The organism is Cloacibacterium sp. DMC96 (assembly GCF_056313765.1).
Genome location: NZ_JBQUZQ010000001.1, coordinates 1,057,679 through 1,084,620 on the forward strand (window position 1 = coordinate 1,057,679; position 26,942 = coordinate 1,084,620).

At 32.6% G+C, this 26,942-nt stretch carries 25 protein-coding genes; 11 read left to right on the forward strand and 14 right to left on the reverse strand.

Going from position 1 to position 26,942, the window contains the following annotated elements; translation table 11 throughout:
- Positions 1-1,114 precede the first annotated feature (1,114 nt).
- From ACT53I_RS04670 to ACT53I_RS04680, 3 genes are read left to right on the forward strand one after another with little or no spacing between them, the layout of a single operon-like run.
- The gene (locus ACT53I_RS04670) at positions 1,115-1,588 is read left to right on the forward strand and encodes a Dps family protein (RefSeq protein ID WP_476078669.1); all 474 of its coding nucleotides are present in this window, start codon (positions 1,115-1,117) and stop codon (positions 1,586-1,588) included.
- Between the two features lie 16 nt (positions 1,589-1,604).
- Positions 1,605-1,769, forward strand: coding sequence for a phosphatidate cytidylyltransferase (locus ACT53I_RS04675; protein WP_476078670.1), 165 nt, complete (start codon positions 1,605-1,607; stop codon positions 1,767-1,769).
- Positions 1,770-1,801: 32 nt separating this feature from the next.
- Positions 1,802-3,004: an NAD(P)/FAD-dependent oxidoreductase gene (locus ACT53I_RS04680; protein ID WP_476078671.1), complete on the forward strand. Its 1,203-nt coding sequence runs from the start codon at positions 1,802-1,804 to the stop codon at positions 3,002-3,004.
- Positions 3,005-3,119: 115 nt separating this feature from the next.
- Here ACT53I_RS04680 and ACT53I_RS04685 read toward each other — a convergent pair whose 3' ends face one another.
- A complete protein-coding gene (locus tag ACT53I_RS04685) occupies positions 3,120-3,650 on the reverse strand; it encodes a lipocalin family protein (RefSeq protein WP_476078672.1) in 531 nt (176 codons plus the stop codon).
- A 215-nt stretch (positions 3,651-3,865) separates the two neighbouring features.
- On the opposite strand from ACT53I_RS04685, the gene pruA reads away from it, so the two are divergent.
- Positions 3,866-5,491 carry an L-glutamate gamma-semialdehyde dehydrogenase gene (gene pruA, locus ACT53I_RS04690; protein WP_476078673.1) on the forward strand — a complete coding sequence of 542 codons (1,626 nt, stop codon included), beginning with the start codon at positions 3,866-3,868 and terminating at the stop codon, positions 5,489-5,491.
- 246 nt (positions 5,492-5,737) lie between these two features.
- On the opposite strand, the gene ACT53I_RS04695 is transcribed toward pruA, so the two are convergent.
- Positions 5,738-7,006 carry an OmpP1/FadL family transporter gene (locus ACT53I_RS04695; RefSeq protein ID WP_476078674.1) on the reverse strand — a complete coding sequence of 423 codons (1,269 nt, stop codon included), beginning with the start codon at positions 7,004-7,006 and terminating at the stop codon, positions 5,738-5,740.
- Positions 7,007-7,255: 249 nt separating this feature from the next.
- Positions 7,256-8,056, reverse strand: coding sequence for a class I SAM-dependent methyltransferase (locus tag ACT53I_RS04700; protein ID WP_476078675.1), 801 nt, complete (start codon positions 8,054-8,056; stop codon positions 7,256-7,258).
- Between the two features lie 144 nt (positions 8,057-8,200).
- Between ACT53I_RS04700 and ACT53I_RS04705 the strand changes: the two genes are divergently transcribed.
- The gene (locus tag ACT53I_RS04705) at positions 8,201-8,482 is read left to right on the forward strand and encodes a YtxH domain-containing protein (protein ID WP_476078676.1); all 282 of its coding nucleotides are present in this window, start codon (positions 8,201-8,203) and stop codon (positions 8,480-8,482) included.
- Between the two features lie 30 nt (positions 8,483-8,512).
- Here ACT53I_RS04705 and hisS read toward each other — a convergent pair whose 3' ends face one another.
- The 3 genes from hisS to ACT53I_RS04720 form a co-directional block, all read right to left on the reverse strand.
- Positions 8,513-9,856 carry a histidine--tRNA ligase gene (hisS, locus tag ACT53I_RS04710; RefSeq protein ID WP_476078677.1) on the reverse strand — a complete coding sequence of 448 codons (1,344 nt, stop codon included), beginning with the start codon at positions 9,854-9,856 and terminating at the stop codon, positions 8,513-8,515.
- 109 nt (positions 9,857-9,965) lie between these two features.
- On the reverse strand, positions 9,966-10,451 hold the full coding sequence (locus ACT53I_RS04715; RefSeq protein WP_476078678.1) for a GNAT family N-acetyltransferase: 486 nt from the start codon (positions 10,449-10,451) through the stop codon (positions 9,966-9,968).
- 317 nt (positions 10,452-10,768) lie between these two features.
- A complete protein-coding gene (locus ACT53I_RS04720; protein ID WP_104793665.1) occupies positions 10,769-11,098 on the reverse strand; it encodes a single-stranded DNA-binding protein in 330 nt (109 codons plus the stop codon).
- Positions 11,099-11,338: 240 nt separating this feature from the next.
- Here ACT53I_RS04720 and ACT53I_RS04725 point away from each other — a divergent pair, with 240 nt between their 5' ends.
- The 6 genes from ACT53I_RS04725 (at position 11,339) to ACT53I_RS04750 (ending at position 18,680) form a co-directional block, all read left to right on the forward strand.
- Positions 11,339-12,136: a hypothetical protein gene (locus ACT53I_RS04725; protein ID WP_371461229.1), complete on the forward strand. Its 798-nt coding sequence runs from the start codon at positions 11,339-11,341 to the stop codon at positions 12,134-12,136.
- 139 nt (positions 12,137-12,275) lie between these two features.
- On the forward strand, positions 12,276-12,773 hold the full coding sequence (locus tag ACT53I_RS04730) for a hypothetical protein (protein ID WP_476078679.1): 498 nt from the start codon (positions 12,276-12,278) through the stop codon (positions 12,771-12,773).
- A gap of 27 nt (positions 12,774-12,800) precedes the next feature.
- On the forward strand, positions 12,801-13,151 hold the full coding sequence (locus ACT53I_RS04735; protein ID WP_476078680.1) for a hypothetical protein: 351 nt from the start codon (positions 12,801-12,803) through the stop codon (positions 13,149-13,151).
- A 65-nt stretch (positions 13,152-13,216) separates the two neighbouring features.
- Positions 13,217-13,777 carry an NfeD family protein gene (locus ACT53I_RS04740; RefSeq protein WP_476078681.1) on the forward strand — a complete coding sequence of 187 codons (561 nt, stop codon included), beginning with the start codon at positions 13,217-13,219 and terminating at the stop codon, positions 13,775-13,777.
- Positions 13,778-13,801: 24 nt separating this feature from the next.
- Entirely contained in the window at positions 13,802-15,337 is a 1,536-nt protein-coding gene (locus ACT53I_RS04745; protein WP_371461232.1) for a flotillin family protein, read from the forward strand.
- Positions 15,338-15,473: 136 nt separating this feature from the next.
- Positions 15,474-18,680, forward strand: a complete 3,207-nt coding sequence (locus ACT53I_RS04750; protein WP_476078682.1) for a T9SS type B sorting domain-containing protein — start codon at positions 15,474-15,476, stop codon at positions 18,678-18,680.
- A gap of 30 nt (positions 18,681-18,710) precedes the next feature.
- On the opposite strand, the gene ACT53I_RS04755 is transcribed toward ACT53I_RS04750, so the two are convergent.
- The 8 genes from ACT53I_RS04755 to recQ all read right to left on the reverse strand — a co-directional run bounded on the left by ACT53I_RS04755 (position 18,711) and on the right by recQ (position 26,878).
- Positions 18,711-19,547: a CvfB family protein gene (locus ACT53I_RS04755; RefSeq protein ID WP_476078683.1), complete on the reverse strand. Its 837-nt coding sequence runs from the start codon at positions 19,545-19,547 to the stop codon at positions 18,711-18,713.
- A gap of 41 nt (positions 19,548-19,588) precedes the next feature.
- Positions 19,589-20,023: a VOC family protein gene (locus ACT53I_RS04760; RefSeq protein WP_476078684.1), complete on the reverse strand. Its 435-nt coding sequence runs from the start codon at positions 20,021-20,023 to the stop codon at positions 19,589-19,591.
- 3 nt (positions 20,024-20,026) lie between these two features.
- Entirely contained in the window at positions 20,027-20,575 is a 549-nt protein-coding gene (locus tag ACT53I_RS04765; protein ID WP_476078685.1) for a hypothetical protein, read from the reverse strand.
- A gap of 66 nt (positions 20,576-20,641) precedes the next feature.
- Positions 20,642-21,121, reverse strand: a complete 480-nt coding sequence (locus tag ACT53I_RS04770) for a hypothetical protein (protein ID WP_476078686.1) — start codon at positions 21,119-21,121, stop codon at positions 20,642-20,644.
- A gap of 302 nt (positions 21,122-21,423) precedes the next feature.
- Complete coding sequence (gene lpdA, locus ACT53I_RS04775) at positions 21,424-22,827, reverse strand: dihydrolipoyl dehydrogenase (protein ID WP_476078687.1); 1,404 nt, start codon at positions 22,825-22,827, stop codon at positions 21,424-21,426.
- A gap of 214 nt (positions 22,828-23,041) precedes the next feature.
- A complete protein-coding gene (locus tag ACT53I_RS04780; protein ID WP_476078688.1) occupies positions 23,042-24,127 on the reverse strand; it encodes a glycosyltransferase in 1,086 nt (361 codons plus the stop codon).
- Positions 24,127-24,669, reverse strand: coding sequence for a hypothetical protein (locus tag ACT53I_RS04785; protein WP_476078689.1), 543 nt, complete (start codon positions 24,667-24,669; stop codon positions 24,127-24,129). Before ACT53I_RS04785 ends, ACT53I_RS04780 begins: the two co-directional genes overlap by 1 nt.
- 7 nt (positions 24,670-24,676) lie before the next feature.
- On the reverse strand, positions 24,677-26,878 hold the full coding sequence (recQ, locus tag ACT53I_RS04790) for a DNA helicase RecQ (protein ID WP_476078690.1): 2,202 nt from the start codon (positions 26,876-26,878) through the stop codon (positions 24,677-24,679).
- Positions 26,879-26,942 lie beyond the last annotated feature (64 nt).

The following is a 26,942-nucleotide window of genomic DNA, read 5'->3' on the forward strand; positions in this document are numbered from 1 at the left end:
CGGTGCCTGAGCCTGTCGAAGGCACATTATTTCTATTGCATTAAAATCCGTGTGCTTTCTAAAACATCTCCGATGTTCCTTTGAGAACTCAAAAACACCATCATTTAACAAAATCTCCGTGGACTTTGTGTTATTAATGCAAACACAAATATTCCACACATAGTGGCTTCGACAAGCTCAGCTACCAAATCTTTTATTACACGCTGCCTGAGCGTCGTCGAGGCACATTCTCACTTCTAATCTCGGTGTCTGAGCCTGTCGAAGGCACATTATTTCTATTGCATTAAAATACGTGTAATCTATAGAACATCTACGATGTTCCTTTGAGAACTCAAAAACGCAATCATTTCAACAAATCTCCGTGAACTTTGTGATATTAAAATAAACACAAAAATTATACCCAAAGTGGCTTTGACAAGTTCAGCCACCAATTCTTTTATTACACGCTGCCTGAGCGTCGTCGAGGCACATTCTCAATTCTCATCTCGGTGCCTGAGCCTGTCGAAGGCACATTATTTCTATTGCATTAAAATCCGTGTGCTTTCTATAACATCTATGCTGTTCCTTTGGGAACTCAAAAACGGTATCATTTCACAAAATCTCCGTAAACTTTGTGATATTAAAATAAACACAAAAATTATACCCAAAGTGGCTTTGACAAGTTCAGCCACCAATTCTTTTATTACACGCTGCCTGAGCGTCGTCGAGGCACATTCTCAATTCTCATCTCGGTGCCTGAGCCTGTCGAAGGCACATTATTTCTATTGCATTAAAATCCGTGTGCTTTCTATAACATCTATGCTGTTCCTTTGGGAACTCAAAAACGGTATCATTTCACAAAATCTCCGTAAACTTTGTGATATAAAAGACAATCACTTTACTTCGTAACCTCATCACTTCATCACTACATCACCTATTCCCCGCTTCCCCCAAGATAAAGCATAGATGAAGCATAGATAGTGTATGAAATATGTCGTTGAGAGATATTTGATGTCGGGGAACAATAAGCTACAGTTGACCTCTAAATCTTATAACAAATGGTCATGATATTATAACTCTTTCAACTTCATCGTATTCTACTTTTGTATCAACATCAATACAAAATTTAATCATTATGAAAGTAGACATTGGCATCAGTGCCGCAAACCTCAAGAAAGTATGTGATAACCTTAACGCTGTCTTAGCAGATGGCAATGTGTTATACCTCAAATTAAGAAAGTTTCATTGGAATCTGAAAGGACCAGACTTCATGCAATTTCACCACCTCTTCGAAGAACAATATGAGGCATTAGAAAAAGCCATCGATGAAATAGCCGAACGAATCTCTACACTTGGAGGAATCGCAGTAGGTACTACCATAGAGTTTGGGAAACTTTCTCAGCTAAAAGAAGCACCCGGAAAATGCCCATCTCCTCTGGAAATGGCAAAAGAACTTTTGCAAGACCATGAGAGTGTTGTAAAATCTCTCAGAACTTCCATAGATGACTGTGAAGAAAAATATGAAGACAAAGGAACTGCAGATTTTTTAACCGGGTTGATGCAAGACCATGAAAAAATGGCTTGGCAACTCAGACAATATTTCGTTTAATTTAAAATTTGACCCTATGAAAAAGTATACCTTATCCATCGTAACTTTATTTTTATTGACCTTATTGACGAGTTGTGAAGCGGTAGAAACCGTTTTCAAAGCAGGAATGTATTGGGGATTTTTCTTAATTGCCTTAGTATTAGTCGTGATATTTTGGCTATTCTCACGAGGAAAGAAATAAACTCATTGCAAACACTTTAAAACACAAATGATATGAGACTAAGAACCTTTGAATCTTTTTGGTTGCTCAAAAACGGCTTACTCTACACCTATCCCAGTTTACAAAAAAACATCAAAACTGAGATTTTGGTGATTGGAGGTGGCATTACTGGAGCTCTGATTTCTGATGCGTTAATGGATGCGGGGTTTGAAGTAACTCTCATCGACAGGCGAGATATTGGGCAAGGAAGCACAAGTGCTACTACCAGCATGTTACAGTATGAAATAGATGAACCATTAAAAGACTTGGCAAAGAAAATTGGCGAAGAAGCTGCTGCACTTTGTTACCAAGAAGGAATTATCGCTATTCAAGATTTAAAAAAATTGGTGAAAACCAAAAAGTTAAATTGTGGCTTCCAAATGATGAAGTCACTCTACATTGCACATAACAAAACCGCTGCAAAAGAACTTTACCAAGAATTTGAAATTAGAAAAAAATATCAATTGGGTGTAAAATGGTTAGAGCCAGAAACAATCCAAAAAACTTATGGTATTGTTTCTCAGGGTGGTATTCTAAGTGATACTGCCGCTAGTGTAGATGCGTATCAAATGGCGCATGAACTTATCGCTTTTAACGTAAAAAGAGGTATGAAAGTATTTGACCAGACCGAAATTAAAAGCATTCAAGATCAAGGCACAACTCCGAAAGTTATTACGCAAGAAAATCATACCATTCGTGCTCAAAAAATAGTGTTCTGCACAGGTTTTGAATCTTTAAATTTACTCAAAGAAAAAGTTGCCGATTTAATTTATACTTACGCAACCGTGAGTGAACCGACACAAACCTATAATAAAAATCTAGAAAAGATTTTGATTTGGGACACACAAGATCCTTATCTCTATATGAGAACTACGGATGATGGTAGATTTTTAGTTGGCGGCGAAGATTCTGTGTATAAAGATACCATACTTCAACAAAACATTAAAGAAGAAAAAAGCAAAACGCTTATTAAAAAACTAAAGAAAACCCTACCAGATTTACACTTCATCGAAGATATTTCTTGGGGTGGAATTTTCGGAACCACCAAAGATGGATTGCCTTATATTGGGGAATCTCCAGAATACAAAAACTGTTTGTTTTGCTTAGGTTTTGGTGGAAATGGTATTACTTTTTCTACACAAGGAAGAAAAATTATTGTAGACCTTTTACAGAAAAAAGAAAATGCTTTAGTCCCATATTATCGATTTGGGAGATAGGTAAAGGTAAGTATGAAGGATGAAGGATGAAGGATGAAGGTAAAGGTTGAGGTAAAGGTAAAAGTCAAAAAAAACTCGAGTGATATACTCGAGTTTTTTGTTATTGAAATGAATTTTAATCTTTGTTGTGATTTACCCAGATGAGTTTTGAAACATCAAAACCATCTTTTTTTGCTTTTTCAATGAATCTCTTTTTGGTGGCTTCGTCTATGGTTTTATTTCTAGAAAGAATCCACATATATTTTTTAGAATTCCCATAGATAAGTGCATTCTGATAATTTTCGTCAATAGCTACCACATTATACCCAGCATAAAATGGCCCAAAGAAAGAAACTTTGAGTCTCGCTTCAGATTCAGAGCCTATGAATTTGGCTTTTCCTTCTGCAGAATCCCATTCTTTTTTTACATAGTTGTAGCCTTGGTTCAGTACTTTGATGCTTCCATCTGGATTGATGGAATATTGCGCTGTGGTATTGTCTAAGTTTCTTTCAAAACGGAAATCAAACCTTGCGATTTCATACCATTTGCCTAGATATTTGTCTTTGTTAAAGTTTTGTACCGCCGTTACTCCATCTGGAATTCCTACACATGAAGTAAAAATGGTGGCTACTACTGCCATGATGGCAAATCCTTTTATTATTTTCATTGTCTTTATTTTTCTACAAATTTCGGTAAAATCAGACAAGCAAAATTATAGAATTGCAAGAAATGTTTTTATTTTTTTTGTCTATCAAACGTATTTTCTATAGTTCCGTGAAATGTAACAGAAGTGTTTTGGTTGGAGAGGGTTTATATTGTATTTTTGTAAAAAAGTGAAATCTTTTCATTTTTATAAATTGTTAAATATTTAAATCTAATTATATGTCATTCGCAATTTCGCAAGTTCCTACTCCTAAAAACGAACCTGTAAGAAGCTATGCTCCGGGTTCTGCAGAGATTAAATCACTGATTGCTACTTACCAAAAAATGTGGTCAGAAGAAGTAGAAATCCCTATGGTTATTGACGGAAAAGAAGTGAAAACTGGTGAAAAAGTATCACTACACTCTCCTCAAGATCATCAACACACTTTAGGATATTACCACAAAGGAAATAAACAACATGTAGATGATGCCATCAATTCTTGTCTGAAGGCAAGAGCAGAATGGGCCAATTTACCTTGGGAGCAAAGAGCTTCTATTTTCTTAAAAGCGGCTGATTTATTGGCTGGTCCTTATAGAGACAAAATCAACGCTGCGACGATGATTGGTCAAAGTAAAAATGCAATGCAGGCAGAAATAGATTCAGCTTGTGAAGCGATAGATTTCTTACGTTTTAACGTACAATTCATGACGGAATTGTATTCTGAACAACCGGTTTCTGATGCAGGAATCTGGAATAGAGCAGAATACAGACCATTAGAAGGTTTTACTTATGCGATTACGCCGTTTAACTTTACCGCAATTTCTCTTAACTTGCCAACTTCTATGGCTATGATGGGAAATGTAGTGGTTTGGAAACCATCTGCTACACAGATTTATTCTGCTAAAGTCATTATGGATGTATTGATAGAAGCAGGTTTACCAGCAGGTGTTATCAATATGGTTTTCTCTGGTGGTGCAGAAACTTCTAAGCAAATTCTAGAACACCCAGATTTCTCTGGAATCCATTTTACAGGATCTACAGAAGTTTTCCAATCATTATGGAGACAAATTGGCGAAAATATTCATAAATATAAAACTTATCCTAGAATCGTAGGAGAAACTGGTGGTAAAGACTTTGTAGTAGCCCATCCTTCTGCTGTACCAAGTCAAGTTGCTACAGCTTTGGTAAGAGGTGCTTTCGAATATCAAGGTCAAAAATGTTCTGCTGCTTCTAGAGCTTACGTTCCGCAATCACTTTGGGGAGAAGTAAAAAGAATTATGGGAGATCAATTGGCTGAAATTAAAATGGGAAGTCCAGAAGATCCTTCTAATTTCGTAAATGCGGTAATTGATAAGGCTTCATTTGAAAAATGCAAAGGCTACATCGAAAGAGCTCAAAATGCTAATGATGCAGAAGTAATCTTCGGTGGTACTTGTGATGACAGCAAAGGTTGGTTTGTACAGCCTACGGTTATTCAAGCTAAAAATCCTCACTACGAAAGTATGGAAGAAGAAATCTTTGGCCCAATTCTTACGATTTATGTATATGAAGACCAAGATTGGAAAGCTACGCTACAATTAGTAGATGAAACTTCTCCTTATGCATTAACAGGCGCTGTATTTGCACAAGACAGATATGCGATTAACGAGGCAACTAAAGCCTTAGAAAATGCAGCAGGAAATTTCTATATTAATGATAAACCGACAGGTGCTGTAGTTGGTCAACAACCTTTTGGTGGAGCGAGAGCTTCTGGAACCAATGACAAAGCAGGTTCTAAAATGAATCTTCTTCGTTGGGTTTCTGCAAGAAGTATTAAAGAAAACTTCTTATCTCCTACCGATTATAAATATCCGTTCTTAGGTTAAGAATTATTTCAATATCATAAAAAACGCCTCTCAAAGTATTTTGAGAGGCGTTTCCTTTTCATCATTTGTGTTTTCTCCTTTCGAAGAGAAAATAAGTTCATTTTCTGAGGACAAAATTATCATTAGTTAATTAGATTTCAAAATGAAATACATGTACATCTCTAAATATTACCACTAATTGAATAAAAAGTACAAAAAACTCCCCACCGTTTATAGTGAAGAGTTCAAGTCAAATTAATATATTTTTTAGAATTTGAAATCTACTCCTATTTGAGCCATAGAAGTGGTCATTTCATACGCTACAGTGCTTCCAGGAATTGCTCCATAAGGATTAGATGGTGATGCCATCATCGGGTTTAATAATGCTCCAGAAGTTTTGCCATCACTTGCTCCATAATGGTAATTTGCATTGATGGTGAATTTGTCGTTTAATTTATATCCTACTCCTATTTCGTATGCATCTCGAATGATAGCAGAAGCTGGAACAGAGAACATTGTTAATTCTGGATTAATAGGATTAGAACTGTAAGTATATCCTAATCTAATTGGCAATTTTTCAATAGCTTTGATTTGAATCCCTGCAGAAATTACATCGATGCTTTCCCAACCAAAACCTTTTACAGCGCCATAATTGCTCCATCCGTTTGCCAAGAAACCTTCAGTATTTTCATAATCTACATATCTGTAATCTAAAGCTAAATCAAATAAAGGATGAGAATAACCACCACCTACTGAATAAATCGCAGGGAAATTCATCGTAAATTTGTTTTCTCCTTTAGTATTGTCTAGATAAGTGTTTTCAAATTTAAATTCATTAAAGTATACCGGTGATTTATAAGATAAACCAAGTTTAAAACCATTGTTGGTTTTAAAATACATTCCCACTTGTGCTCCAAAACCAATTGCAGAAGCATTATCAGAATTAGGATAACCTGCAGTCATGCTTGGATTAGCCAATGGATTAGGATGAATTTTTAGAGCTGAATAATTTACATTAGGCTGAATGGCCATAGAGAAATTTTCATTGAATTTATAAGCGTAAGCAAAACCCACTTGCATCAACATATAATTAGATTCTACTTTACCAAAACCACCATATTGTTGAGACATGAGAATAGGATTGGTAGTGCTTTCTGGATATTCTACTCCAAAACCACTCACTCCGAAAACAGAAATACCAAATTTATGATTAGGATTTTTACCAAAAGTTACTGCAACAGCAGGCATGATAGAGTTGGCTTTTTCGTCTTTAGTCACTCCAGACATTGGTCCGTAAGAAGAAGATAATTCTGGGTTCGACATAAATAAACCAGCATTTACAGAAACGGTATTTCCATTAAAATCTGTAATTCCCGCAGGATTCCACTGTAACGCACCACTAATGTCAATAGGTTGACCCGTTGCTGCACCACCCATACTCATATTTACTGAACCTATACCTTGCATGAGATGACCTACTTGAGCCATCATAACTCCTGAACATAATACACCAAGAGTAATAATAATTCTTTTCATAAAGTTATTTTTTGTTTCATAAAGTTACGACGGGCTATTTTACTGATTTTAAATTACTTACTGTCATTTGTCATGTTCAGTAAAAACTGCCACTTGCTGAATAATTATTACCATTTATAAGAATGCATAAAAACACAAAAAAACCTCTCGCTTTCACGAGAGGCACATTTTTTCATAGGTTTTTCATTAATCATATCGATTATGAAACAAATATAGAAAATATTTGTAAAAATCAAAACAAAATAATCATTAATTTGAAAATTCTTTATTCATCGCCTTTATAGAGAAGACTAAAGGCACTTTTTTATCAAATTTACTGATTCTATACTTCCCTTTTTCTACTTCTACGGTGTGTTTAAAACATGCATACGGTGACCAATCGTATTCTAGAAAGTGTTTAATCTCTAAATTTTGGTTGATTAAACTTTGAAATACTTCAGAAAGTGCATGATTCCACATGACGTATTCTTGAGTAATCGCCGCATCTTTATCAGCATAAGTTCCTTCGTAGGTTTCTACAATAGGTTCTGTAGATTGGTAATCATAAGCAACTTTAGTAAAATCATCATCAAAAATCCAAATGACAGGATGAAACTCTACCATGATGAATTCGCCATTGGGTTTAAGAAAACGCTGAATCATTTTTGCCCATTTGTCTAAATCTGGAAGCCAACCAATCACGCCATAACTGGTGAAAACAATGTCAAATTTCTCCTCTAAAACATTTGGTAAATCATACACATTAGATTCTATAAAGTTGACATCTACTCCACACTTTTCGGCTAATATTCTGGCTTCAGAGATGGCTTTGTCTGATAAATCTACCGCGGTGACTTCAGCTCCCATTCTTGCTAAAGAAATAGAATCTTGACCAAAATGACATTGCAAATGCAGAATTTTCTTTCCTTGAACATCTCCCAAAAGTTCTAATTCTGGCTCATTAAGAGAGGTTCTTCCTGCAATAAATTCTTCTACAAAATAGAAATCAGATTTTAGGTGATAATCTACTTTGGCATTCCAAGAATTTTTATTGATATTGATATAATCCATTGTTTTGTAATTTATTCAAAGATAAATTAAATGCTTTAATACTATAATGTTTTAATTAAATTTTGTAACTTTAATGGGTGATAATGCTATAATTTTGTCATCACAAGAACAACCAAACAATTTTAATCACTAAATACAAAAATTATGAAAAACAGTTCTAAATTATTAGCACTTTTAGGTCTTGGAGCACTAGCTTTTTGGAGATATAAAAAAGCAACTCCTGAAGAAAAACAAAAAGTTAACGACCTTTTGAATAACGCAAAAGACAACCTTAACAAATACGGTAATGATTTAAAATCTAAAGCCGAAGAATTAAAAGGAAAAGCGGAAGAAAAATTCAATGATTTGAAATCTCAAGCGGAAACCAAAATGGAAGAAGCAAAAGAAGTAGTTGAAGAAAAAGTAGAAAACGCTCAACAAGCATAAATAAAAAAGCCATCTTTACGATGGCTTTTTTTATGATAAGAACTCTTCAATTTTCATAGTTTTCTGTTCACCTGAAGTTAGATTTTTAATGGTGATATTTCCATCTGCAATTTCTTGTTCACCCAAGAAAATAAGGTTTTCTATGCCTTTCTTTTCGGCGTAGGTAAATTGTTTTTTCAGTTTGGCACTTTCAGGGTAAATTTCTGCAGCGATTCCTTTCTCACGAAGTTTGGCTAAAATCTTCATGGCTTCTGCAGCTTCTTTTTCACCATAATTGGCAAAAAGATATTCTATTTTTCTTTCAGAATTTTGAGGGAAAAGATTCAGTTCTTCTATCACGAGATAAATTCTATCCAAGCCGAAAGAAATTCCAATTCCTGGAACGTTTTTCACCCCGAAAACTTCAGTAAGGTTGTTGTATCTACCACCGCCACCAATGGAACCTATTTCTACACCTTGCGCTTTCACTTCGAAAATAGCACCTGTATAATAGTCTAAACCACGAGCTAAAGTGATGTTGAATACCAACTCATCTTCAATGCCTAGATTTTTACAATTTTCTAAAACAAATTCTAGTTCTTCTACTCCATTTTTCCCGATTTCTACATTGGCAAAATTGGTTTTAAGGATTTCTAAAACTTCGGTTTGAGGTTTATTATCAAAAAGGAAAGATAATTTTTCGATGGCTTCATCAGAAATGTTTTTCTCTTGAAGTTCTTTCACTACACCATCTTTTCCGATTTTGTCTAATTTATCCAAAGCCACTGTAAAATCAATCAATTGCTCAGAAATGTTGGCAAATTCAGCCAATCCAGAAAGGATTTTACGGTTGTTGATATGGATTTTTACAGGAATTTGTAATTCTTTGAAAGACTTTAAATACAACTGAACCAATTCTACTTCTTGCCAAAGACTTTCTGAACCAACTACATCTGCATCGCACTGATAAAACTCTCTGAAACGTCCTTTTTGCGGTCTGTCTGCTCTCCAAACTGGTTGAATTTGGTAACGTTTAAAAGGAAAAGTAAGCGTTCCCTGATTCATGGCTACAAAACGTGCAAAAGGAACGGTTAAATCATATCTTAAAGCTTTCTCTGAAATCTGAGCGATGAGTTTTTGAGAATTTTTAGCATTCCAATCTTCCTGTTTTGTTTTGGCAGCGTAATCTCCAGAATTGAGGATTTTAAAAATCAATCGGTCTCCTTCTTCTCCATATTTACCCGTCAAAGTTGATAAATTTTCAAAACTTGGTGTTTCCAAAGGTTGGAATCCGAACAATTCAAAATTCTTCTGTAAAGTATTGATAATGTATTTTCTACGGTAAACTTCCTGCGCTGTAAAATCTCTGGTTCCTTTCGCTAAACTTGGCTTCATTCCTTGATGTGTTAATTAGTCGATTTGCTAATTGGTTAATAAATTCTGTGCAAAAATACGGAAATTATCAATAATCATCGCATCAACGCTTCGTCACATCAGCAAATCATCACATTTCTTTCAGCATCCAAAGATTACAACCATCATGACCAGTATTTCCCAGTGGTTGATTTAGGTATTGGAAACCTTGTTTTTCGTAAATAGAAACAGCGGTAGAAAACTCTGGAATGCTTTCTAAATATATCTGAGAATATCCCAATTCCTGAGCGGTTTCTATGGTTTTTTCTAACAGTAATCTGCCAATTCCTTTTCCTCTTCCCTCATTAGAAATATAGAATTTTACGAGTTCTGTACAACCTTCTGGTAGATTTTCGGTGGGGAAAATTCCGCAACAACCTACGATTTTATCCTCTGCTTCTGCTACCCAAAGTTGAGATTTAGGCGTTTGAAAAAGCGAATACAAATCATCTGTTGTAGGGTCTGTATAAACGGTTCCTGCAGTACATTTTACTTCGAAATCATGGAAACAACTTCTGATGATTTTGGCTAAAATAGCGTTGTCTGATGGTTGAATAGGTCTGATATTGATTTTCATATTTCAAAAATAGTGAAAATTATTTCTAAACATTCTGATTTCAAAAAAACGCAAAGATTTTATAATTTTATGACTATTGAAAGTAAGCAAATATTTATTTGCTTTGACAAATTTATCAAGCTGATATTTACATTTTTTCTAATTTTTTTGTCATTCTGAATGAATTTTTTCGAAGCATTATGTAATGAAGAATCTAATTAAAATCAATTAAGATTTTTCGACTCCACTTCGTTGCGCTCAAAATGACAAAAATTTTACAAATAAAAAAAAGCCTTGCCAAAAATGACAAGGCTGTAATTTCATATGTGTGTTCTCCTTTATTTAGTTCCTAGAAGCAAGAGTTCTTCTACTCTAATTTCGGTGATGTAGCGTTTTTGTCCGTCTTTATCATCATACGTTCTGTAGGTAAGTTTTCCTTCGATGGCAATTTCTTTTCCTTTTTGCACGTATTTTTGAAAAATCTCTGCAGTTTTACCAAAAGCAACCAAATTGTGCCATTGAGTTTCTTCTACTTTTTCACCAAGAGAATTGGTGTAATAATCGTTGGTTGCTAATGAAACTGTAGCTTTCATTCCTTTTTCGAAATTTACGATTTCTACTTCTTTTCCGGTGTGACCGATAAGCGTCACTTTGTTTCTTAAAGACATAATAATAAATTTTAAATTAAACGTTAGAAACGAGTCGTTCTGTGTTTCCCTCGAATCTCTGTGACAAAGTTGTGACGAAAGCGAAATATTAGTCGGTATTTAGTCATTTATATCCGTTTGTAGTCGTTTGTACGAGTTTTTATAATTTAAAATCAAACACTTATAAGTATTTTAAATTTTTGTGATTATTGTGTATATTTGGGTTAGTTTCAAATTATCCACACATCACGCATAATTAAGATGGAAAAAACAATTTCATTTGATTCATTTAATCCTTATTCATGGAAATTTCCCGAAAAAAAATTGGTAACAAAAGGAACTTTAGAATTAATTAAAGAATTGAGGAATAATGGTTATGAAGTAATTGTAAGACCCGAAAACAATCAACCAGTTCAATATTTATTTAAAAAAGGAATACACGAATTTTTCAGTGATCCTCTTTATGCGTATTTAGCTGGAATCCCAACAAGTGTGATACTTAATATTGCTAGTAACTATATTCAAAAAAGTATTGATAAATGGAATCAAACAGATAAAAACAGAAAAAATATAATTATCATAAACCAAACCTTTAATGAAATTATAGATTTAAATAAAAAAACAGTCACAAGAAGTGAAATTTTTGATAAAAAAAATAAATCAAAGAAAAAAAAAGATGCATTCAAACGTTGTTTTTCGAGATTAAGTCCTTATTCCCATTTACCTACTCCAATTTTTATAGAGCATAAACCACAAATTATTGGCTGGGGAAGATTAAAAGTTTCTGATGAAGCTTTAGAAATTGAAGAATGTAAAATTTTAGATAAAACAATTAAAAGAAAAATCAAAAATGGCAAAATCAAAGGAGCAAGTGTAACAGGAATCGCAGAAAAGTCAATTTGCAATATTTGTCAACAAAATTACGTTGATTGTAATCATATAACTGGTGAAATATACAATGGTAAAAGATGTGCTAATGAAATTCACGAAGCAACATTTGTAGAAGTAAGTTTAGTTAGCGTACCAATTAACAGTCATTGTATTCTTAAAATGATTTAAGTGGCAGATTGCAATTTATTAGCTAAAAAACGAGTTAAAAAAACTAAATGTCTCTTAAATCAAAAAATTAATAATTCTATCTCAAAAATATTATCCGTTTACAAACGGATTTTTTTATCTTTACATAAAACTAATTGCTATGAAAAAGCTAAATTTTCTATTCTTTTTATTACTACTACTTCCGCAAGTAATTTTCAGTCAAGAATCTTATACTTCATTACAAACCAATTCTGGAGAAGTAAAAATTCCTGGAGAATGGCAACAACTGAATACAGCAGAAGATTCTGGGCAGACATATCTTAAAAACAGTGATAACGTAATTATTGCTATTGCAAAAAATCCTAAAAGAGCTTATCCTTTTTATGCAAAAGAAAAATCTGATTTTGAAAACGTAATCGCATTTTATAAATGGGATGCTGATTATAGAGAATCTTTAAATTCTAAAACTCAAAAATTAAAAGAAAATCCTAAAGCAGAATATATTATTTGGAAATACAATGACGGCAAATCAGATAATGTATTTTTATTTGGCTCTAGTCAAAAATACTTTCTCAATCTTTTGGTTTATACCAATAACTGGACTGAAGAACAAAAAATAAAATTCCTTGAAAATTTATTCGAAGTGAATAAAAAGTGATTTTTATCTTTACATAAAACTAAATCCATGCAAAACTGTCTAGAATGTGGCGAAAAAATCATGGGCAGAATAGATAAGAAATTCTGCAGTGATGCTTGTAGAAACGCCTATAACAATAAACAGAACAAAGACCAAACCAACCTTATGCGCAATATTAATAATAAACTGCGCAAAAATTTCAAAATTCTCTCTGAACAAAATTTTGTAGAAAACAAAGCCAAAACTACTAGAAATAAACTTTCGGTTGCAGGTTTTGATTTTGAATATTTCACCAATATTAAAACCTATAAAAACGGAGCTCAATATTTTTTTGTGTATGATTTTGGGTATAAATTTTTAGAAGAAGATTTTATTCTGGTGGTAAAAAAAGAAGCTTAAAAGTCTACTTTTTCTTGAAAAAGAACCAGATTTTCGCTATATTTGAAAAACTATTTTATTAAACTATGACCGATTTCTTTACTGGGATGAGCGTGCTTCAACAAGCATTTTGGTATTCTGCTCTCCTATCTAGCATTATTTTTTTATTGCAAACCATCCTCACTTTTGTAGGAGTAGAATCTTCTGATTTAGATGCAGATTTTGATGGAGATTTTCATCATGTAGATGCACCTTTTGAATGGTTTACCTTCCGAAATCTTATTAATTTTCTTCTTGGTTTTGGGTGGACTGGAGTGGCTTTTTTTGGCGAAATGAATGATTATTTTCTGGTAGCTTTAGCAACTTTAGTAGGATTAATTTTTGTGGCGATATTCTTCATCATCATCAAGCAATTTCTAAAATTACAAGAAGACAACACCTTTCAAATGGAAAAAACCATCGGAAAAACCGCTGAAGTTTATCTTAAAATTCCCGCTCATAAATCTGGAACTGGAAAAATTCAGGTTAGCATTAATGGTAGTTTTCATGAACTCAATGCAGTAACAGAAGGAGAAGAAATTCTTTCTGGCGAAAGCGTGAAAATCATCAATACAGAAAACAAAATTTTAGTAGTAGAAAAAATTTAAATTAATATAAACTGATTAAAACCAATGGAACCTTTTATTATTATCGTTATTGTTGCATTTGTAATATTTGTAACTATTCTAGCCCTTATTTCTAGATACAAAAGATGTCCTTCTGACAAAATCTTAGTCATCTACGGAAGAACTGGCGGTCAATCTGCTAAATGTATTCACGGAGGTGGTGCTTTTATTTGGCCTGTTATTCAAGATTTTGCTTACCTAGACCTTAAACCTATTTCTATTGAAGCCAATCTTACCAATGCGCTTTCTAGACAAAACATCAGAGTAGACGTGCCTTGTAGATTTACCATCGCTATTTCTACCGAGCCAGATTCTATGGGAAATGCTGCAGAAAGATTATTAGGACTTGCTCCAGAACAAATTCAAGAACTTTCTAAAGATATTCTTTTTGGGCAATTGCGTTTGGTGATTGCTACCATGACAATTGAAGAAATTAACTCAGATAGAGATAAATTCCTTGATAATATTTCTAAAAACGTAGATACAGAACTTAAAAAAATTGGTTTAAAACTTATTAACGTAAACGTAACCGATATTAAAGATGAATCTGGCTACATAGAAGCTCTTGGTAAAGAAGCTGCTGCAAAAGCGATTAACGAAGCTAAAATTTCTGTAGCGGAGCAAGAAAAAATCGGGGAAACAGGTAAAGCAAGTGCAGACCGAGAAAAAGATGTAGTCATTGCGGAAACACAAAGAGACAGAGATGTAAAAATAGCCGTGACTCAAAAAGATAGAGAAGTAAGCATTGCCTCAGCTAAAAAAGATGAAAGCATTGGTAAAGCTGAAGCAGAAAAAGAAGCGAGAATCGCAACTTCTCTTGCCAACTCTATCGCCGTAAAAGGAGAAAACGAAGCAAAAATTACGATTGCCAATTCTGATGCACAAAGACGTGAAAAAGAAGCGGAAGCGCTGAAAATAGCAATGGCTGCTGAAAAAGTACAATCGGCAAAAGCTTTAGAGGAATCTTACTTAGCCGAACAAAAAGCTGAAACAGCAAGAGCTGAAAGAGAACGTTCTACACAGAATGCCAATATTGTAGTTCCAGCTGAAATTGCAAGACAAAAAGCCATTATTGATGCAGAAGCAGAAGCAGAAAAAATAAGACTTCAAGCAAAAGGTGAAGCAGATGCTATTTTTGCCAAAATGGAAGCAGAAGCAAAAGGTCTTTATGAAATCTTAACCAAACAAGCAGAAGGTTATGACCAAATTGTAAAAGCTGCAGGTGGCGATACCAATAGTGCATTCCAATTATTATTGATTGAAAAATTACCAGAATTGGTAAAAACTCAAGTGGAAGCAGTTAAAAATATTAAAATTGATAAAATTACTGTTTGGGATGGCGGAAACAATCCTGAAGGAAACACTTCAACTGCTAATTTTGTTTCAGGAATGATGAAAACCGTTCCTCCATTGAATGATTTATTCAATATGGCAGGCCTTAATCTTCCGTCTTACTTAAAAGGCGAAAATCCTAAAGAAGAGGATGCTAAAATAATAGAAGAAAAACCTACAAAACCAGAAGGTGAATCTCCAAAAGCATAACCCTAAAAAAGAGCAGAAATTTCTGCTCTTTTTGTTTATCTAAACCCTAGTCTTTCTGGAAATTTCATCTATTTTTTGAGTTAAAATTTTTGTCATCATTAATGGAATTAGTAGATTTGAAGGTCTAAAAATAACCATGAAAAAACTCTATCTATTCTTATTTTTATTAATAAATATTTTTATTTTTTCTCAATGTAATTGTGCGAAAAATTTTGGCGGTTGGGTTGATGACAGCGTTATCAATATAAAAGACTCCAAGGACGGATTTCTATTCTCTTATTATGACCAATTAGGGGACTGGCCCAATTTTCCTGCTGGTGAAAGAATGATAAAGTTTGATTATAACTGTAATCTAATATGGGAAAAATATCTGCCTAATGATACTTTTAATGTTGACAATGATGGAAATATTTATATTATAAAGCAATACGGATATTACCAAAATTATTATGTCCTATTTAGAAAATATGATTCTAATGCAAATTTAGTTTGGGAAAAAAAATTCATAGGAAATATACAAGGAGGAAATATTTTAAAATACATTTTTATTCATAATCAAAACATCTATATAGTGGCAAATTTTTGGTATGATCTAAATTTTGAAAATAAAATCATTTTTCACTACCCTTATCAGCATTTTGGAGGAAACAAAACTAAAGCATTTGTTGCAAAATATGACAACAATGGAAATTTTATAGACGCAAAGGAATTCGGAAATGGTACAACAGAAATTTTCAATGATTATGAAACAGACCCTGATGAAAATATTTACTTATCTATGTATGATAGTAATTTAGATTTTTCTAAAATTTATAAAATTGACTCTAATCTAAATCTCCTCATCTCAAAACAAATTGCGACAGAAGGCACTAATTCTTGGGGCTATGTACCTACTAAATTACACTACCATAAAAAAACAAATAGACTTTTTGCATACGGAACATATTATAATACAACCAATGTAGACGGAACTGTTATTACCGACAATAGCAATTCTACACAGGGTTTGATAACCGAATTTGACCCAGTAAAACTTTCGTTAAATAGATATTTAAAAGTAAACAACAACTGCCGATTAGATATTCCAAATGATGAAGGAAATAACAATCCTTTAACTCTAAACCGCTACCATTTTGCCGATGAAGATACAGATGAACTCTTTGTATTTGGAAGTTTTAATGGCAAAATGAGCATTGATAACAAAATAATTGAAAGCACAAAAAGCATTTATGGACAATATAATGATGATTTAATTTTATTTAAAATCAATCTTAATACTTTTTTACCTGTATATCTTACAAACTCAAAAACATTATCCCAATATGGAAGTCTTAATAGCGCAAAGCAAATGTTTTTAAAAAAAGGAAACCTTTACTTAACTGCCAATTTCACAAGTAATCCAATAGAAATAAATAATACCATTATAACAAATAATAGTGGAAACGGAGATGTAGATGCAATGCTTTATAAATTCAGCACCAATAAATCAGGTAGTTTATCCTCCAACTCCCCAGTTTGCCCAAACACAGCTATAAAACTTGAAGCTTCTGGCGGAACTTCTTATTCTTGGACTGGACCAAATGGTTTCACTTCTACAGACCAAAATCCAATTATACCGAATGCTACTTCTGCAAATTCTGGAACATATTCTTGTACCATTTCTGGAACTGGCGATTGTGACGGAACTTATACCGTAGAAGTTAAAGTAGAAGACAAAACACCTCCAAATCCAGATATTATAAATTTACCAGATATTACAGGAGATTGTCATACTGTAATTTCTACGACTCCTACTGCAACAGATAATTGTTCTGGTAAAATTACAGCAACTACAACAGATCCATTACAATATTCTATTCCCGGAACTTACACCATCACTTGGAAATACGATGATGGAAACGGAAATACTTTCTCGCAAACTCAAAAAGTTATTATTACATCAACAGCATTACCAATAGCTACCTCTCCTCAAACCTTTTGTGCGATTGATGTTCCAGAAATTTCAAACATCAGCATTACTGGTCAAAATATTATTTGGTATGACGATTCTGGAAATGTTTTAAATACTACAACTCCATTGATTGATGGAACTACTTATTACGCTTCTCAAACCATTAATGGCTGCGAAAGTGATAAGATTTCTATTCAAGTAAAGGTAAATGCTACTCCACTTCCTACAGGAAATGTAAATCAAGATTTTTGTACTTCCAGAAATGCTCAAATTAAAGATTTGGCTGTAACAGGAACTTCTTTGAAATTTTATGATAGTGTAGGAAATCTATTACCTAATACAACTGTTCTTCAAAACAATACTTCGTATTTTGTTACACAAACTTTAAATAATTGCGAAAGTCCAAAACTAGAAATTAAAGTTACTTTAACTGCTAATTCACTTCCTGCAAATGATTATCAACTCACCTTTTGCAATATTACTACCGCCAATTCTAAAACCGAAGATTTAAGAAAATATCAAGAAAATATTATCATAGGTTCTACCGGTTACAGTTTTGAATATTTTGACCAGAACAACAATCCAATTGCTGATTTTGCCAATAGAAATCTTATCATTGGTTTTAATATTTTTAATGTAAAAGTAAAAAGCGCAGATGGTTGTTGGAAAATGGTACAGTTAAAGCTTCAACTCAATCCAAAACCTGTGGTAAATCTTCCTGCAAATGCAGAATTTTGTAAAGGTTTATCCGTAGATATAGATGCAGGTGCAGGTTTCAAAAAATATGAATGGACAAAAGATTCTTCGCCTACTGTTATTTGGGATAAGAGAATAATTACCATTTCAGAAGCAGGAAAATATACTGTAGAAGTTACCAACAGCTCTGATTGTAAAAATACGAGTTCTACTCTAGTCAATCAATCTATTCTAGCCAATATTTTAAAAGTGGAAATCACGAATAATGATGCGAAAGTTTTACTTTCGGCAAATGGTGATTTCGTTTATTCTTTAGATAATTCAAATTGGCAAAACAATCCAGAGTTTCCGAATTTAAACAATGGAAGTTATACCGTTTATGTAAAAACAAAATTGGGCTGTATTATTGGCGAAATGAACTTTACCATTTTTGATATTCCGAATACTTTCACTCCTAATTCTGATGGTATAAATGACACATGGAAAATCACAGGAATGGAAAATTACCCTAACTCAGAAATCACCATTTTAGACAGATTTGGCACTGCTGTTTTGAAAAGAATCATCAATGGAACATTTGAATGGAACGGACAGTTTAATGGCAGAATTTTACCAACTGGAACGTATTGGTATGTTCTGAAAGTTTCAGACGGACGAATTTTACAAGGTTATGTTTTAATTAAAAATAGAAACTAAAAAAGAGCAGAAAATTCTGCTCTTTTTGTTTTATTCTTCGTTGATGAGTCTGATTTTGTCTTCCAGAATTTCTATGACTTGGTCTTTGTATAAACCGCCAATTGCTTTTTTGAAATTCTTTTTGCTCATTTGGAGTTCTTGTTTTATTTCTTCGGGTTCTGATTTGTCTGAGAGATAAAGAATTCCGTAATTTTCTTCTAATTTCTGAAGAATTTTTTGTTGAAATTCATCATGATTGTTTTCATAACCTTGTTTCTGAAGCGTAACATCTATTTTACCGTCTTCTCTGATGGTTTTGATATAGCCTGTTTCTTCAGACAGTGGATATAATTTTTTGAAAACATCCGAAGTGTAAATTAAGCCTAAATATTTTTTATTCACCACTACATTGAAACCAATTTCTGATTCTCCTGCAATGATAAGATTTACTTCTTCTCCTTTTTTGAAAGGAACATTTTCGTAAGATTGATTTCTCTTAAACTTAGTCGTTCCAGTAATTCTGTCAGAAACATCATCTACATAAACGTACACCAAATAACGTTTTCCTTCTAGAATTTTACCTTTTTGTTGCTTGTAAGGAATAAATAAATCTTTGATAATTCCCCAATCCATAAAAGCGCCACTTGGCAAAGATTGCACACAAGTCATCACTGCAAACTCTCCTACTTCGCAATGCGGAATTTCTGTAGTAGCTTTCAAAGCAGAATCATCTTGATACACGAAAACTGATATTTCATCGCCTATTTCTGCATTTTCGTCTGCAAAAATTTTAGGCAAAAAAGCTCTTTCACCCGTTTGAGATTCTAAGAAAAGTCCAGAGGTATTTTTTTCTGCGATTTTTAAAGTTTGAGTTTTTCCTAACTGCATTTTTATAATTGATAATTGGTAAGTTTTGCAAAGGTAAGGTTTTATTTCACAGCATCAAGTAAAGCTTGTATATCAAATTTTATCATTTTCTGAAATGCTTCTACTGCTTTTGGTGCTTTTTCGGCGTCATTCATCATATCAACTAAAATCTTTGGATAGACTTGCCAACACATTCCGAACTGGTCTGTAAGCCAACCGCAAACTTTTTCCTGTCCTCCATTATTCAGTAAATTTCCCCAATAGTAATCTATTTCTTCTTGTGTTTCGCATTCTATACAAAAAGAAACCGCTTCATCAAATTTGAAATTCGGGCCGCCATTTAATCCCATGAATTCTCTTCCGTTCAGTTCAAATTTTACGACCATTCCATTATCCGAAAGGATTTTAGAATTAGGAAAAATTTGGCAATAAAAATCTGCAGCTTCTCTGGCTTTTCCATCGTACCAAAGACATGGAAATATAGGTTTAGTAATCATATTTTAATTTTTTTGAAATGGTGATATTTTAGAATTTTCATTTTGTGGAATCAATAGACTTTTATCTTTATTGAAAAAATAAATGCTGTCTAATTTTATGTCATAATTTCTAACTAAATCTTTTCTTTTAAGATAAATGTAATTTCCTTTTTGTTCAAATTTCCCTTTTTTAATGCAAGTATAATGATTAGAACGTTTCTTCAATTCAAAATGATTATCATCAAATAAAATAAGGTTTATAAAATCATTTTCTTGACTTGTTCCAGTCCAAATTGATTTGTATGATTGTTGATAAAGATTTTGACCGAAAAAACACAAAGCCATTATTAATAATGTTCCTAAAACGTAAAAAGTAGAAATTTTATTTCTATTGGTTTTGTTTCTTTTATTTCGAAAATAGTTAAAAATAAATAGGGTAAGAATATTTAAAATCAAAATAATCAATAAAAATGGAACAATAAACAATGTTTCTATTCCACTACAATAATCATCAAAATCAAGAAATATATAACAGATTAATCCTGCAATAAATATCAGTGAAAAATGTTTCAAAAAATTTAACATATTAGCTATTCGTTTCATTCAAATGTACAAAAAAAGAGAGGCTGAAACATTTGATTATTTGTAGTTTTTTAAATCTTTTTTGAGTTCATTAGCTTCTTTAACAAAATCAATTGAATCAGAAGTTTCCTTTACTATTTTCTTGATCAATTTATTGCTATTGAAATAGTAACTATTTTTATAGATAAGCTTTGGATTATTTATAAATCCATTTTCATCATTGGTTTGAAATTTAGTTTCTAAAACGAAAATTAATTGGTTGTCTTTATAATAATATTCAGTTACAATATTCCAAAGTGAAAGTCCTAAAGAATGTGTTATTTTCTTCAATTGATTATTCTGATAATAGCCTTTTAATTCTTGTCCATTATCTGTAACTTCATTTTTCAAATCAACAAAATAATCATTTGGAACGGTCTTAATTTTAAAATTTTTGGTATTGTTAATTTTTTCAACTTCTTTTTTTATCAAATCTAAGTTTTGAGAAAAACCGTAAATGAAGCTTAAGAAAAGTAAAAATAGAATTAGTTTTTTCATGATTATTAATAGTTTAATTTCTCTCGCTGATTTGGCTGATTAAGCAGATTTTAATTTCAATCATCGGCAAAATCTTCTTAATCTGCGAGAAACATATAAAATCAAATGTACAAAAAAAAGTTGCAGAAATTATCTCAATGATAACCGAATTGCAGCCCGAGTTGAGCGGAGCTCTTTTTGTGTAGCGAAGCGAAACAAAAAAGCGGGAGCGGAACGAGGAAATTGCTGCCCAAATAAAAAAGAGAAGCCGAAACTTCTCTTTTATTTTTAAATATTTAATTTTTAAATTTTTCAATCAAAAATTACATGTGAAGCGCACGTTTTCCGGTAGCGTCTAATGCAGCTTCTTTAATCGCTTCTGCATAAGTAGGATGTGCATGAGACATTCTAGAAATATCTTCTGCACTTGCACGGAATTCCATAGCAGTTACAGCTTCTGCAATTAAGTCTGCAGCTCTTGCACCAATCATGTGAACGCCTAAAACTTCGTCTGTTTTTTCATCAGCCAAAATTTTAATTAATCCGTCAATATCTCCAGAAGCACGGCTTCTTCCTAAAGCTCTCATTGGGAAAGAACCCACTTTATAAGCCGCTCCTTCTTCTTTTAATTGCTCTTCGGTTTTACCCACTCCTGCAACTTCTGGCCAAGTATAAACAACTCCTGGAATTAAGTTATAATTGATGTGAGGTTTTTGACCTGCTAAAGTTTCAGCTACGAAAACGCCTTCTTCTTCAGCTTTGTGAGCCAACATAGCTCCTTTTACTACGTCACCAATTGCATAAATATTGGCAACATTGGTCTGTAAATGGTCGTTTACTTTTACTCTTCCTCTTTCGTCTACTTCTACTCCTGCTTTTTCTAAGCCAAGACCTTCTGTGAATGGTTTTCTACCTACAGAAACTAAAACATAATCTCCTTCTACACTTACTTCTTCTCCTTTTTTGTCTTTCGCTGTAATTTTTACAGAATCTCCGTTTCTTTCTACCGATTGAACTCCTGTTGAAAGCATGAATTTCATACCTTGTTTTTTAAGAACTTTAGTCAATTCTTTAGACAAAGCACCATCCATTGTTGGAATAATTTTATCCATGTATTCTACAACGGTTACCTGAGAACCTAATCTCAAATAAACAGAGCCTAATTCTAAACCAATTACACCACCCCCTATTACTACTAAGTGTTTTGGAATTTCTTTTAAATTCAACGCTTCCGTAGAAGTGATAATTCTTTCTTTATCTATAGTGATGAAAGGCAAAGTAGATGGTTTAGAACCTGTAGCAACAATTGCATATTTGGTTTCTAAAATTTCAGAAGAACCATCATTTTTCGTTACTTTTACTTGAGTAGCAGATTCGAAACTACCCAAACCTTCAAAAACAGTTACTTTATTCTTTTCCATCAAGAAATTAATTCCTTTGGTAGTTTGGTCTACTACTTCGTTTTTACGAGCCACCATTCTTGCCAAATCAGCTTGAGGTTCGTTAATAATAATTCCGTGATTTGCAAAATTGTGCTTTGCATTTTCGAAATGTTCTGAGCTATCTAAAAGCGCTTTTGACGGAATACAACCTACATTTAAGCAAGTTCCTCCCAAAGTAGAATATTTCTCGATAAGAGCAGTTTTGAAACCTAATTGTGCGCATCTTAATGCAGCTACGTAACCACCAGGTCCAGAACCAATTACAGTAACATCAAATTGTGACATTTTATATTATTTTTTATTAAAACTTAATTTTTGCTAAAATACGGAATTTCTATCATACAGATTGCACAGATTTTACAAATTTGAATTGATAAAAAAAAAATGATATGATTTTTAAATTAATACTTCATTTTTTTTCAAATTGATTTTATTTCTATTAGATTCACAGATTTATAAGATTTTAAACATTCGTTAAATTTTTCTGTGAAAATCTGTGTTATCTGTGAGAAACAATACTTTCAAAAACCTCAAAATATTTCTCTAAAATAATCTCTTTTGAAAATCTAAATTCTATTGAATTTTTAATCGCTTCCGAATCGTGATTTTGTTTTAAGATTTCTACAATTTTAGCTGCAAATACTTCGTGATTTTTTATATCTGAAATTTCTCCATTGATTTTCGGTTGAATAATTTCATGAATTCCACCTTTGCAATTGTTGGCTAAAGCATACGTTCCACAAGCTCCAGCTTCTAACAAAACATTCGGGAAGCCTTCGTATCTGGAACTCAACACAAATAAATCTGCAAACTTCAAAAACGGATAAGGATTTTTTTGAACTCCATGAAAAATCACGTTTTCTAATCCTAAATTTAGCTTCATTTGATTAAGCATTTCTCTGTCTTTTCCGTCTCCTAAAATATGCAACAACACTTTGTGTTGTTTTAATTTCACAAAAACCTTCAAGAGATTATCGAAACCTTTTCTTGAAGATAAATTTCCAATGGCGACAACGTTTTTATAACCTTCTCGATAGCTTTCAGGTTTTGTAGCATTTTCTAATTTTTCTTCTATGAAACTAAAATCTACTGGATTGTTGATTTTGATGAGTTTGTCTTTTTTAATTTTTAGTTTCTCCACCAAATCATTTATCATGTCATCACTTTGGCAAATGATTTTATCGTAATTATTGTAAAATTTATAGAAAAAACGGATTTCCTTTCTCGTAACATGTTGAGAAACAACATTGGTTTCTCTGGCAATAAATTTTGTTTTTGGGAAGAGTTTGATGAAGAGTGATAAATATGCATTTACTTCTCCAAAACCACTGAAAACGATATCTGGTTTTCTTTTTCTGATTTGCTGTAAAATCGGTTTTAGAGCATGACGAATTCTTGGCGTTTTAATGTCAATTATTTCTACATCATTTTGTAAAAAATCTAAATACAAACCTTCCTTTCTCAACAATAAAATGCTTGGAGAGAATTTTTCTCTTGGCAAATGATTGGCAATGGTAGTCACAATGCGTTCTGCACCACCTGCATTAAGATCTGGAAGGATGAAAAGGATAGATTTTTTTTCCACTAATAAAAAGTTTTAGAAATTTTTAAATTTAATTTCTCAAAAATTGGTATAATTTCATTAATATTTTCAACACTCTGAAATGAGTATTCGTCTTCTTTAAAATTCATTCCTCCTCTTCTTCCCCAAAAAAAAGATTCCTTATCATTTCCAAAAATTGTTTCGGGCTCTCCAAAAATAATATTTCCAAAAAATTTATTATTCATTTCAATATTTACAATTTCTATCTCCTCTAATTTCAAAGATTTAAAAATATAACCAGTTGATTTTTTAGCAATTATAATTCTTTGATTTGTAATAATGTATTTATTGTTTTTTAATTCATAATACTTAAATATCCATCTCCCAAAAGAATAATAAATTCCTGCTCCAATAAACACAATACCAAAAATTAAAAAAAAACCAGAGGTATTAAATATAATTAAAGCTATAATAATTAGATAAATCATAGAAAAAGGAATCCTTAACATTTCTGTAGAATTAAAAAAGAAACTCTTTTTTGGAAGAATTTCTTTAATTATTATTTCATCTAAATTTAAATCCATTTATCAATTAATTCGCTACATCAGAAATAAACTTAATTCTGAGCATTCTTACTTCTTCATCCGTTAAATCATCACCAAATTCTGCCAAAAGAACTTTCATAGAATCACTTTCGGATTCTTTCATAAAATCCATAAAATCATCTACAATATCTTCGTCAAAATTTTCTTCTATGTAATAATCTATATTGAGTTTAGTTCCTTGATAAACAATAGATTCCATTTCAGAAAGCAAATCATCCATACTGAGATGCTTCGCTTTGGCAATGTCTTCTAAATCTATTTTTTTGTCGGTATTTTGAATGATAAAAACTTTGTGCGAAGACTTATTGGCAACTGTTTTTAGTACCATGTCTTGAGTTCTCTCAATATTGTTATCTTCTACATATTTCGCGATGAATTCTGCGAATTCTTTTCCGTATTTTTTAGCTTTTCCTTCACCAACTCCATAGACTTTTGCAATTTCGTCTACCGAAATTGGATATTGTACCGTCATATCTTCCAAACTTGGATCCATGAAAACCGTGTAAGGTGGAATGCCATGTTTTTTGGCTACTTTTTTTCTCAATTCTTTTAACTGAGCGAAAAGATTTTGGTCTAGACCACCTCCAGCTTGTACCTGAACTTGTTCTGCGTCTGCAATCGCTGCCAAATCATATTCTCTATCTTCGGCAATCATAAATTCTGGAGTTTCTTTTCCAGAAAGGAAATTTTTAGCTTTCTCAGAAAGTTTTAGAACGCCGTAAGTTTCTATATCTTTAGTCAAATAACCTTGTACAGTAGCTTGTCTGATAATAGATTTCCAATAATTGTCATTTTCTGCTTTACCAATTCCGAAATGTTTAGAATTCTCTAATTTGTAAGCTTTGGTAGTGGCAGATTCTTTACCCGAAATAATAGAAATTAAATCTTTGGTTCTGAATTTTTCTTCCAAATCTTTTACGATTTCTAAGACTTTTTTCAAATCTTTAGAAGCGTCTTTCAGTTTTGGTGGGTTTACAGAATTATCATCCATTTTAGCACCATCACCATTGATTGGGTCAAATTCTTCCCCGAAATAATATAATAAATATTGTCTTCTGCTCATAGAAGTTTCGGCGTAACCTACTACTTCATTCAAAAGTTGAAGTCCGATTTCACGTTCAGAAACTGGTTTTTGAGCTAAGAATTTTTCTAATTTTTCAATATCTTTTGGATCATAAAAAGCAAGACAATGACCTTCTCCTCCATCTCTACCAGCTCTACCTGTTTCTTGGTAATAACTTTCTAGTGATTTTGGAATATCATAATGAATGACGAATCTTACATCTGGCTTGTCAATTCCCATTCCGAAAGCAATAGTAGCCACAATTACATCTGCTTCTTCCATCAAGAATTTATCTTGATTCGCTACTCTGGTTTTTTGGTCAAGACCAGCGTGATATGGCAATGCATTAATACCATTTACCTGCAATAACTGAGAGAATTCCTCTACTTTTCTTCGGCTGAGACAATAAACAATTCCTGATTTGCCTTTATGTTGATTGATAAATTTTACGATTTCTCTGTCTACATTTACTTTAGGACGAATTTCGTAGTAAAGATTAGGTCTATTAAAACTATCTTTAAAAACCAATGCATTGTTCATTCCTAGAGTTTTCTGAATATCATCCTGAACTTTTGGTGTAGCAGTTGCAGTCAATGCAATTACAGGAACTTTTGCAATTTTATCAATAATTAATTTGAGATTTCTGTATTCTGGACGGAAATCATGTCCCCATTCCGAAATACAGTGCGCTTCGTCTATCGCTACGAAAGAAATTTTTATTTCTTTTAAAAAATTAAGGTATTCTTCTTTTACTAAACTTTCTGGAGCTACGTAGAGCAACTTGGTTTTGCCACTTTTGATGTCATCAAAAACTTGTTTTGTTTGGGTTTTATTGAGAGAAGAATTCAGGACATGACCTACTCCTTCCTCGGCAGAAATACCATTAATGGCATCTACTTGGTTTTTCATTAAAGCAATCAGCGGAGAAACTACAATAGCAGTTCCTTCTGAAAGAAGTGCAGGAAGTTGATAACACAACGATTTACCACCGCCAGTTGGCATTAATACGAAAACATCATTACCACTCAATAAGGTGGAAATAATTTCTTCTTGTCTTCCTTTAAAAGTAGAAAATCCGAAATATTTTTTTAGTGCACTTGTTAAATCTTCATGTTTAGTCTTCATCTGTTCAAGTAAGTTTTACTAAATTTGCATCTTACCAAAGATAAAACTTTTTAATGAGATTTGA

Excerpts from the sequence above, each read along its gene's own strand:
- ACT53I_RS04715 (WP_476078678.1), bottom strand. The coding sequence starts at position 10,451 with ATGAAAATCAATATCAGACCTATTCAACCATCAGACAACGCTATTTTA.
- ACT53I_RS04695 (WP_476078674.1), bottom strand. The coding sequence starts at position 7,006 with ATGAAAAGAATTATTATTACTCTTGGTGTATTATGTTCAGGAGTTATG.
- ACT53I_RS04685 (WP_476078672.1), bottom strand. The coding sequence starts at position 3,650 with ATGAAAATAATAAAAGGATTTGCCATCATGGCAGTAGTAGCCACCATT.
- ACT53I_RS04705 (WP_476078676.1), top strand. The coding sequence starts at position 8,201 with ATGAAAAACAGTTCTAAATTATTAGCACTTTTAGGTCTTGGAGCACTA.
- ACT53I_RS04675 (WP_476078670.1), top strand. The coding sequence starts at position 1,605 with ATGAAAAAGTATACCTTATCCATCGTAACTTTATTTTTATTGACCTTA.
- pruA (WP_476078673.1), top strand. The coding sequence starts at position 3,866 with ATGTCATTCGCAATTTCGCAAGTTCCTACTCCTAAAAACGAACCTGTA.
- ACT53I_RS04745 (WP_371461232.1), top strand. The coding sequence starts at position 13,802 with ATGGAACCTTTTATTATTATCGTTATTGTTGCATTTGTAATATTTGTA.
- ACT53I_RS04770 (WP_476078686.1), bottom strand. The coding sequence starts at position 21,121 with ATGAAAAAACTAATTCTATTTTTACTTTTCTTAAGCTTCATTTACGGT.
- lpdA (WP_476078687.1), bottom strand. The coding sequence starts at position 22,827 with ATGTCACAATTTGATGTTACTGTAATTGGTTCTGGACCTGGTGGTTAC.
- ACT53I_RS04730 (WP_476078679.1), top strand. The coding sequence starts at position 12,276 with ATGAAAAAGCTAAATTTTCTATTCTTTTTATTACTACTACTTCCGCAA.
- ACT53I_RS04680 (WP_476078671.1), top strand. The coding sequence starts at position 1,802 with ATGAGACTAAGAACCTTTGAATCTTTTTGGTTGCTCAAAAACGGCTTA.
- ACT53I_RS04755 (WP_476078683.1), bottom strand. The coding sequence starts at position 19,547 with ATGCAGTTAGGAAAAACTCAAACTTTAAAAATCGCAGAAAAAAATACC.
- hisS (WP_476078677.1), bottom strand. The coding sequence starts at position 9,856 with ATGAAGCCAAGTTTAGCGAAAGGAACCAGAGATTTTACAGCGCAGGAA.
- ACT53I_RS04760 (WP_476078684.1), bottom strand. The coding sequence starts at position 20,023 with ATGATTACTAAACCTATATTTCCATGTCTTTGGTACGATGGAAAAGCC.
- ACT53I_RS04750 (WP_476078682.1), top strand. The coding sequence starts at position 15,474 with ATGAAAAAACTCTATCTATTCTTATTTTTATTAATAAATATTTTTATT.
- ACT53I_RS04785 (WP_476078689.1), bottom strand. The coding sequence starts at position 24,669 with ATGGATTTAAATTTAGATGAAATAATAATTAAAGAAATTCTTCCAAAA.
- ACT53I_RS04725 (WP_371461229.1), top strand. The coding sequence starts at position 11,339 with ATGGAAAAAACAATTTCATTTGATTCATTTAATCCTTATTCATGGAAA.
- ACT53I_RS04735 (WP_476078680.1), top strand. The coding sequence starts at position 12,801 with ATGCAAAACTGTCTAGAATGTGGCGAAAAAATCATGGGCAGAATAGAT.
- ACT53I_RS04700 (WP_476078675.1), bottom strand. The coding sequence starts at position 8,056 with ATGGATTATATCAATATCAATAAAAATTCTTGGAATGCCAAAGTAGAT.
- ACT53I_RS04740 (WP_476078681.1), top strand. The coding sequence starts at position 13,217 with ATGACCGATTTCTTTACTGGGATGAGCGTGCTTCAACAAGCATTTTGG.
- ACT53I_RS04720 (WP_104793665.1), bottom strand. The coding sequence starts at position 11,098 with ATGTCTTTAAGAAACAAAGTGACGCTTATCGGTCACACCGGAAAAGAA.
- recQ (WP_476078690.1), bottom strand. The coding sequence starts at position 26,878 with ATGAAGACTAAACATGAAGATTTAACAAGTGCACTAAAAAAATATTTC.
- ACT53I_RS04670 (WP_476078669.1), top strand. The coding sequence starts at position 1,115 with ATGAAAGTAGACATTGGCATCAGTGCCGCAAACCTCAAGAAAGTATGT.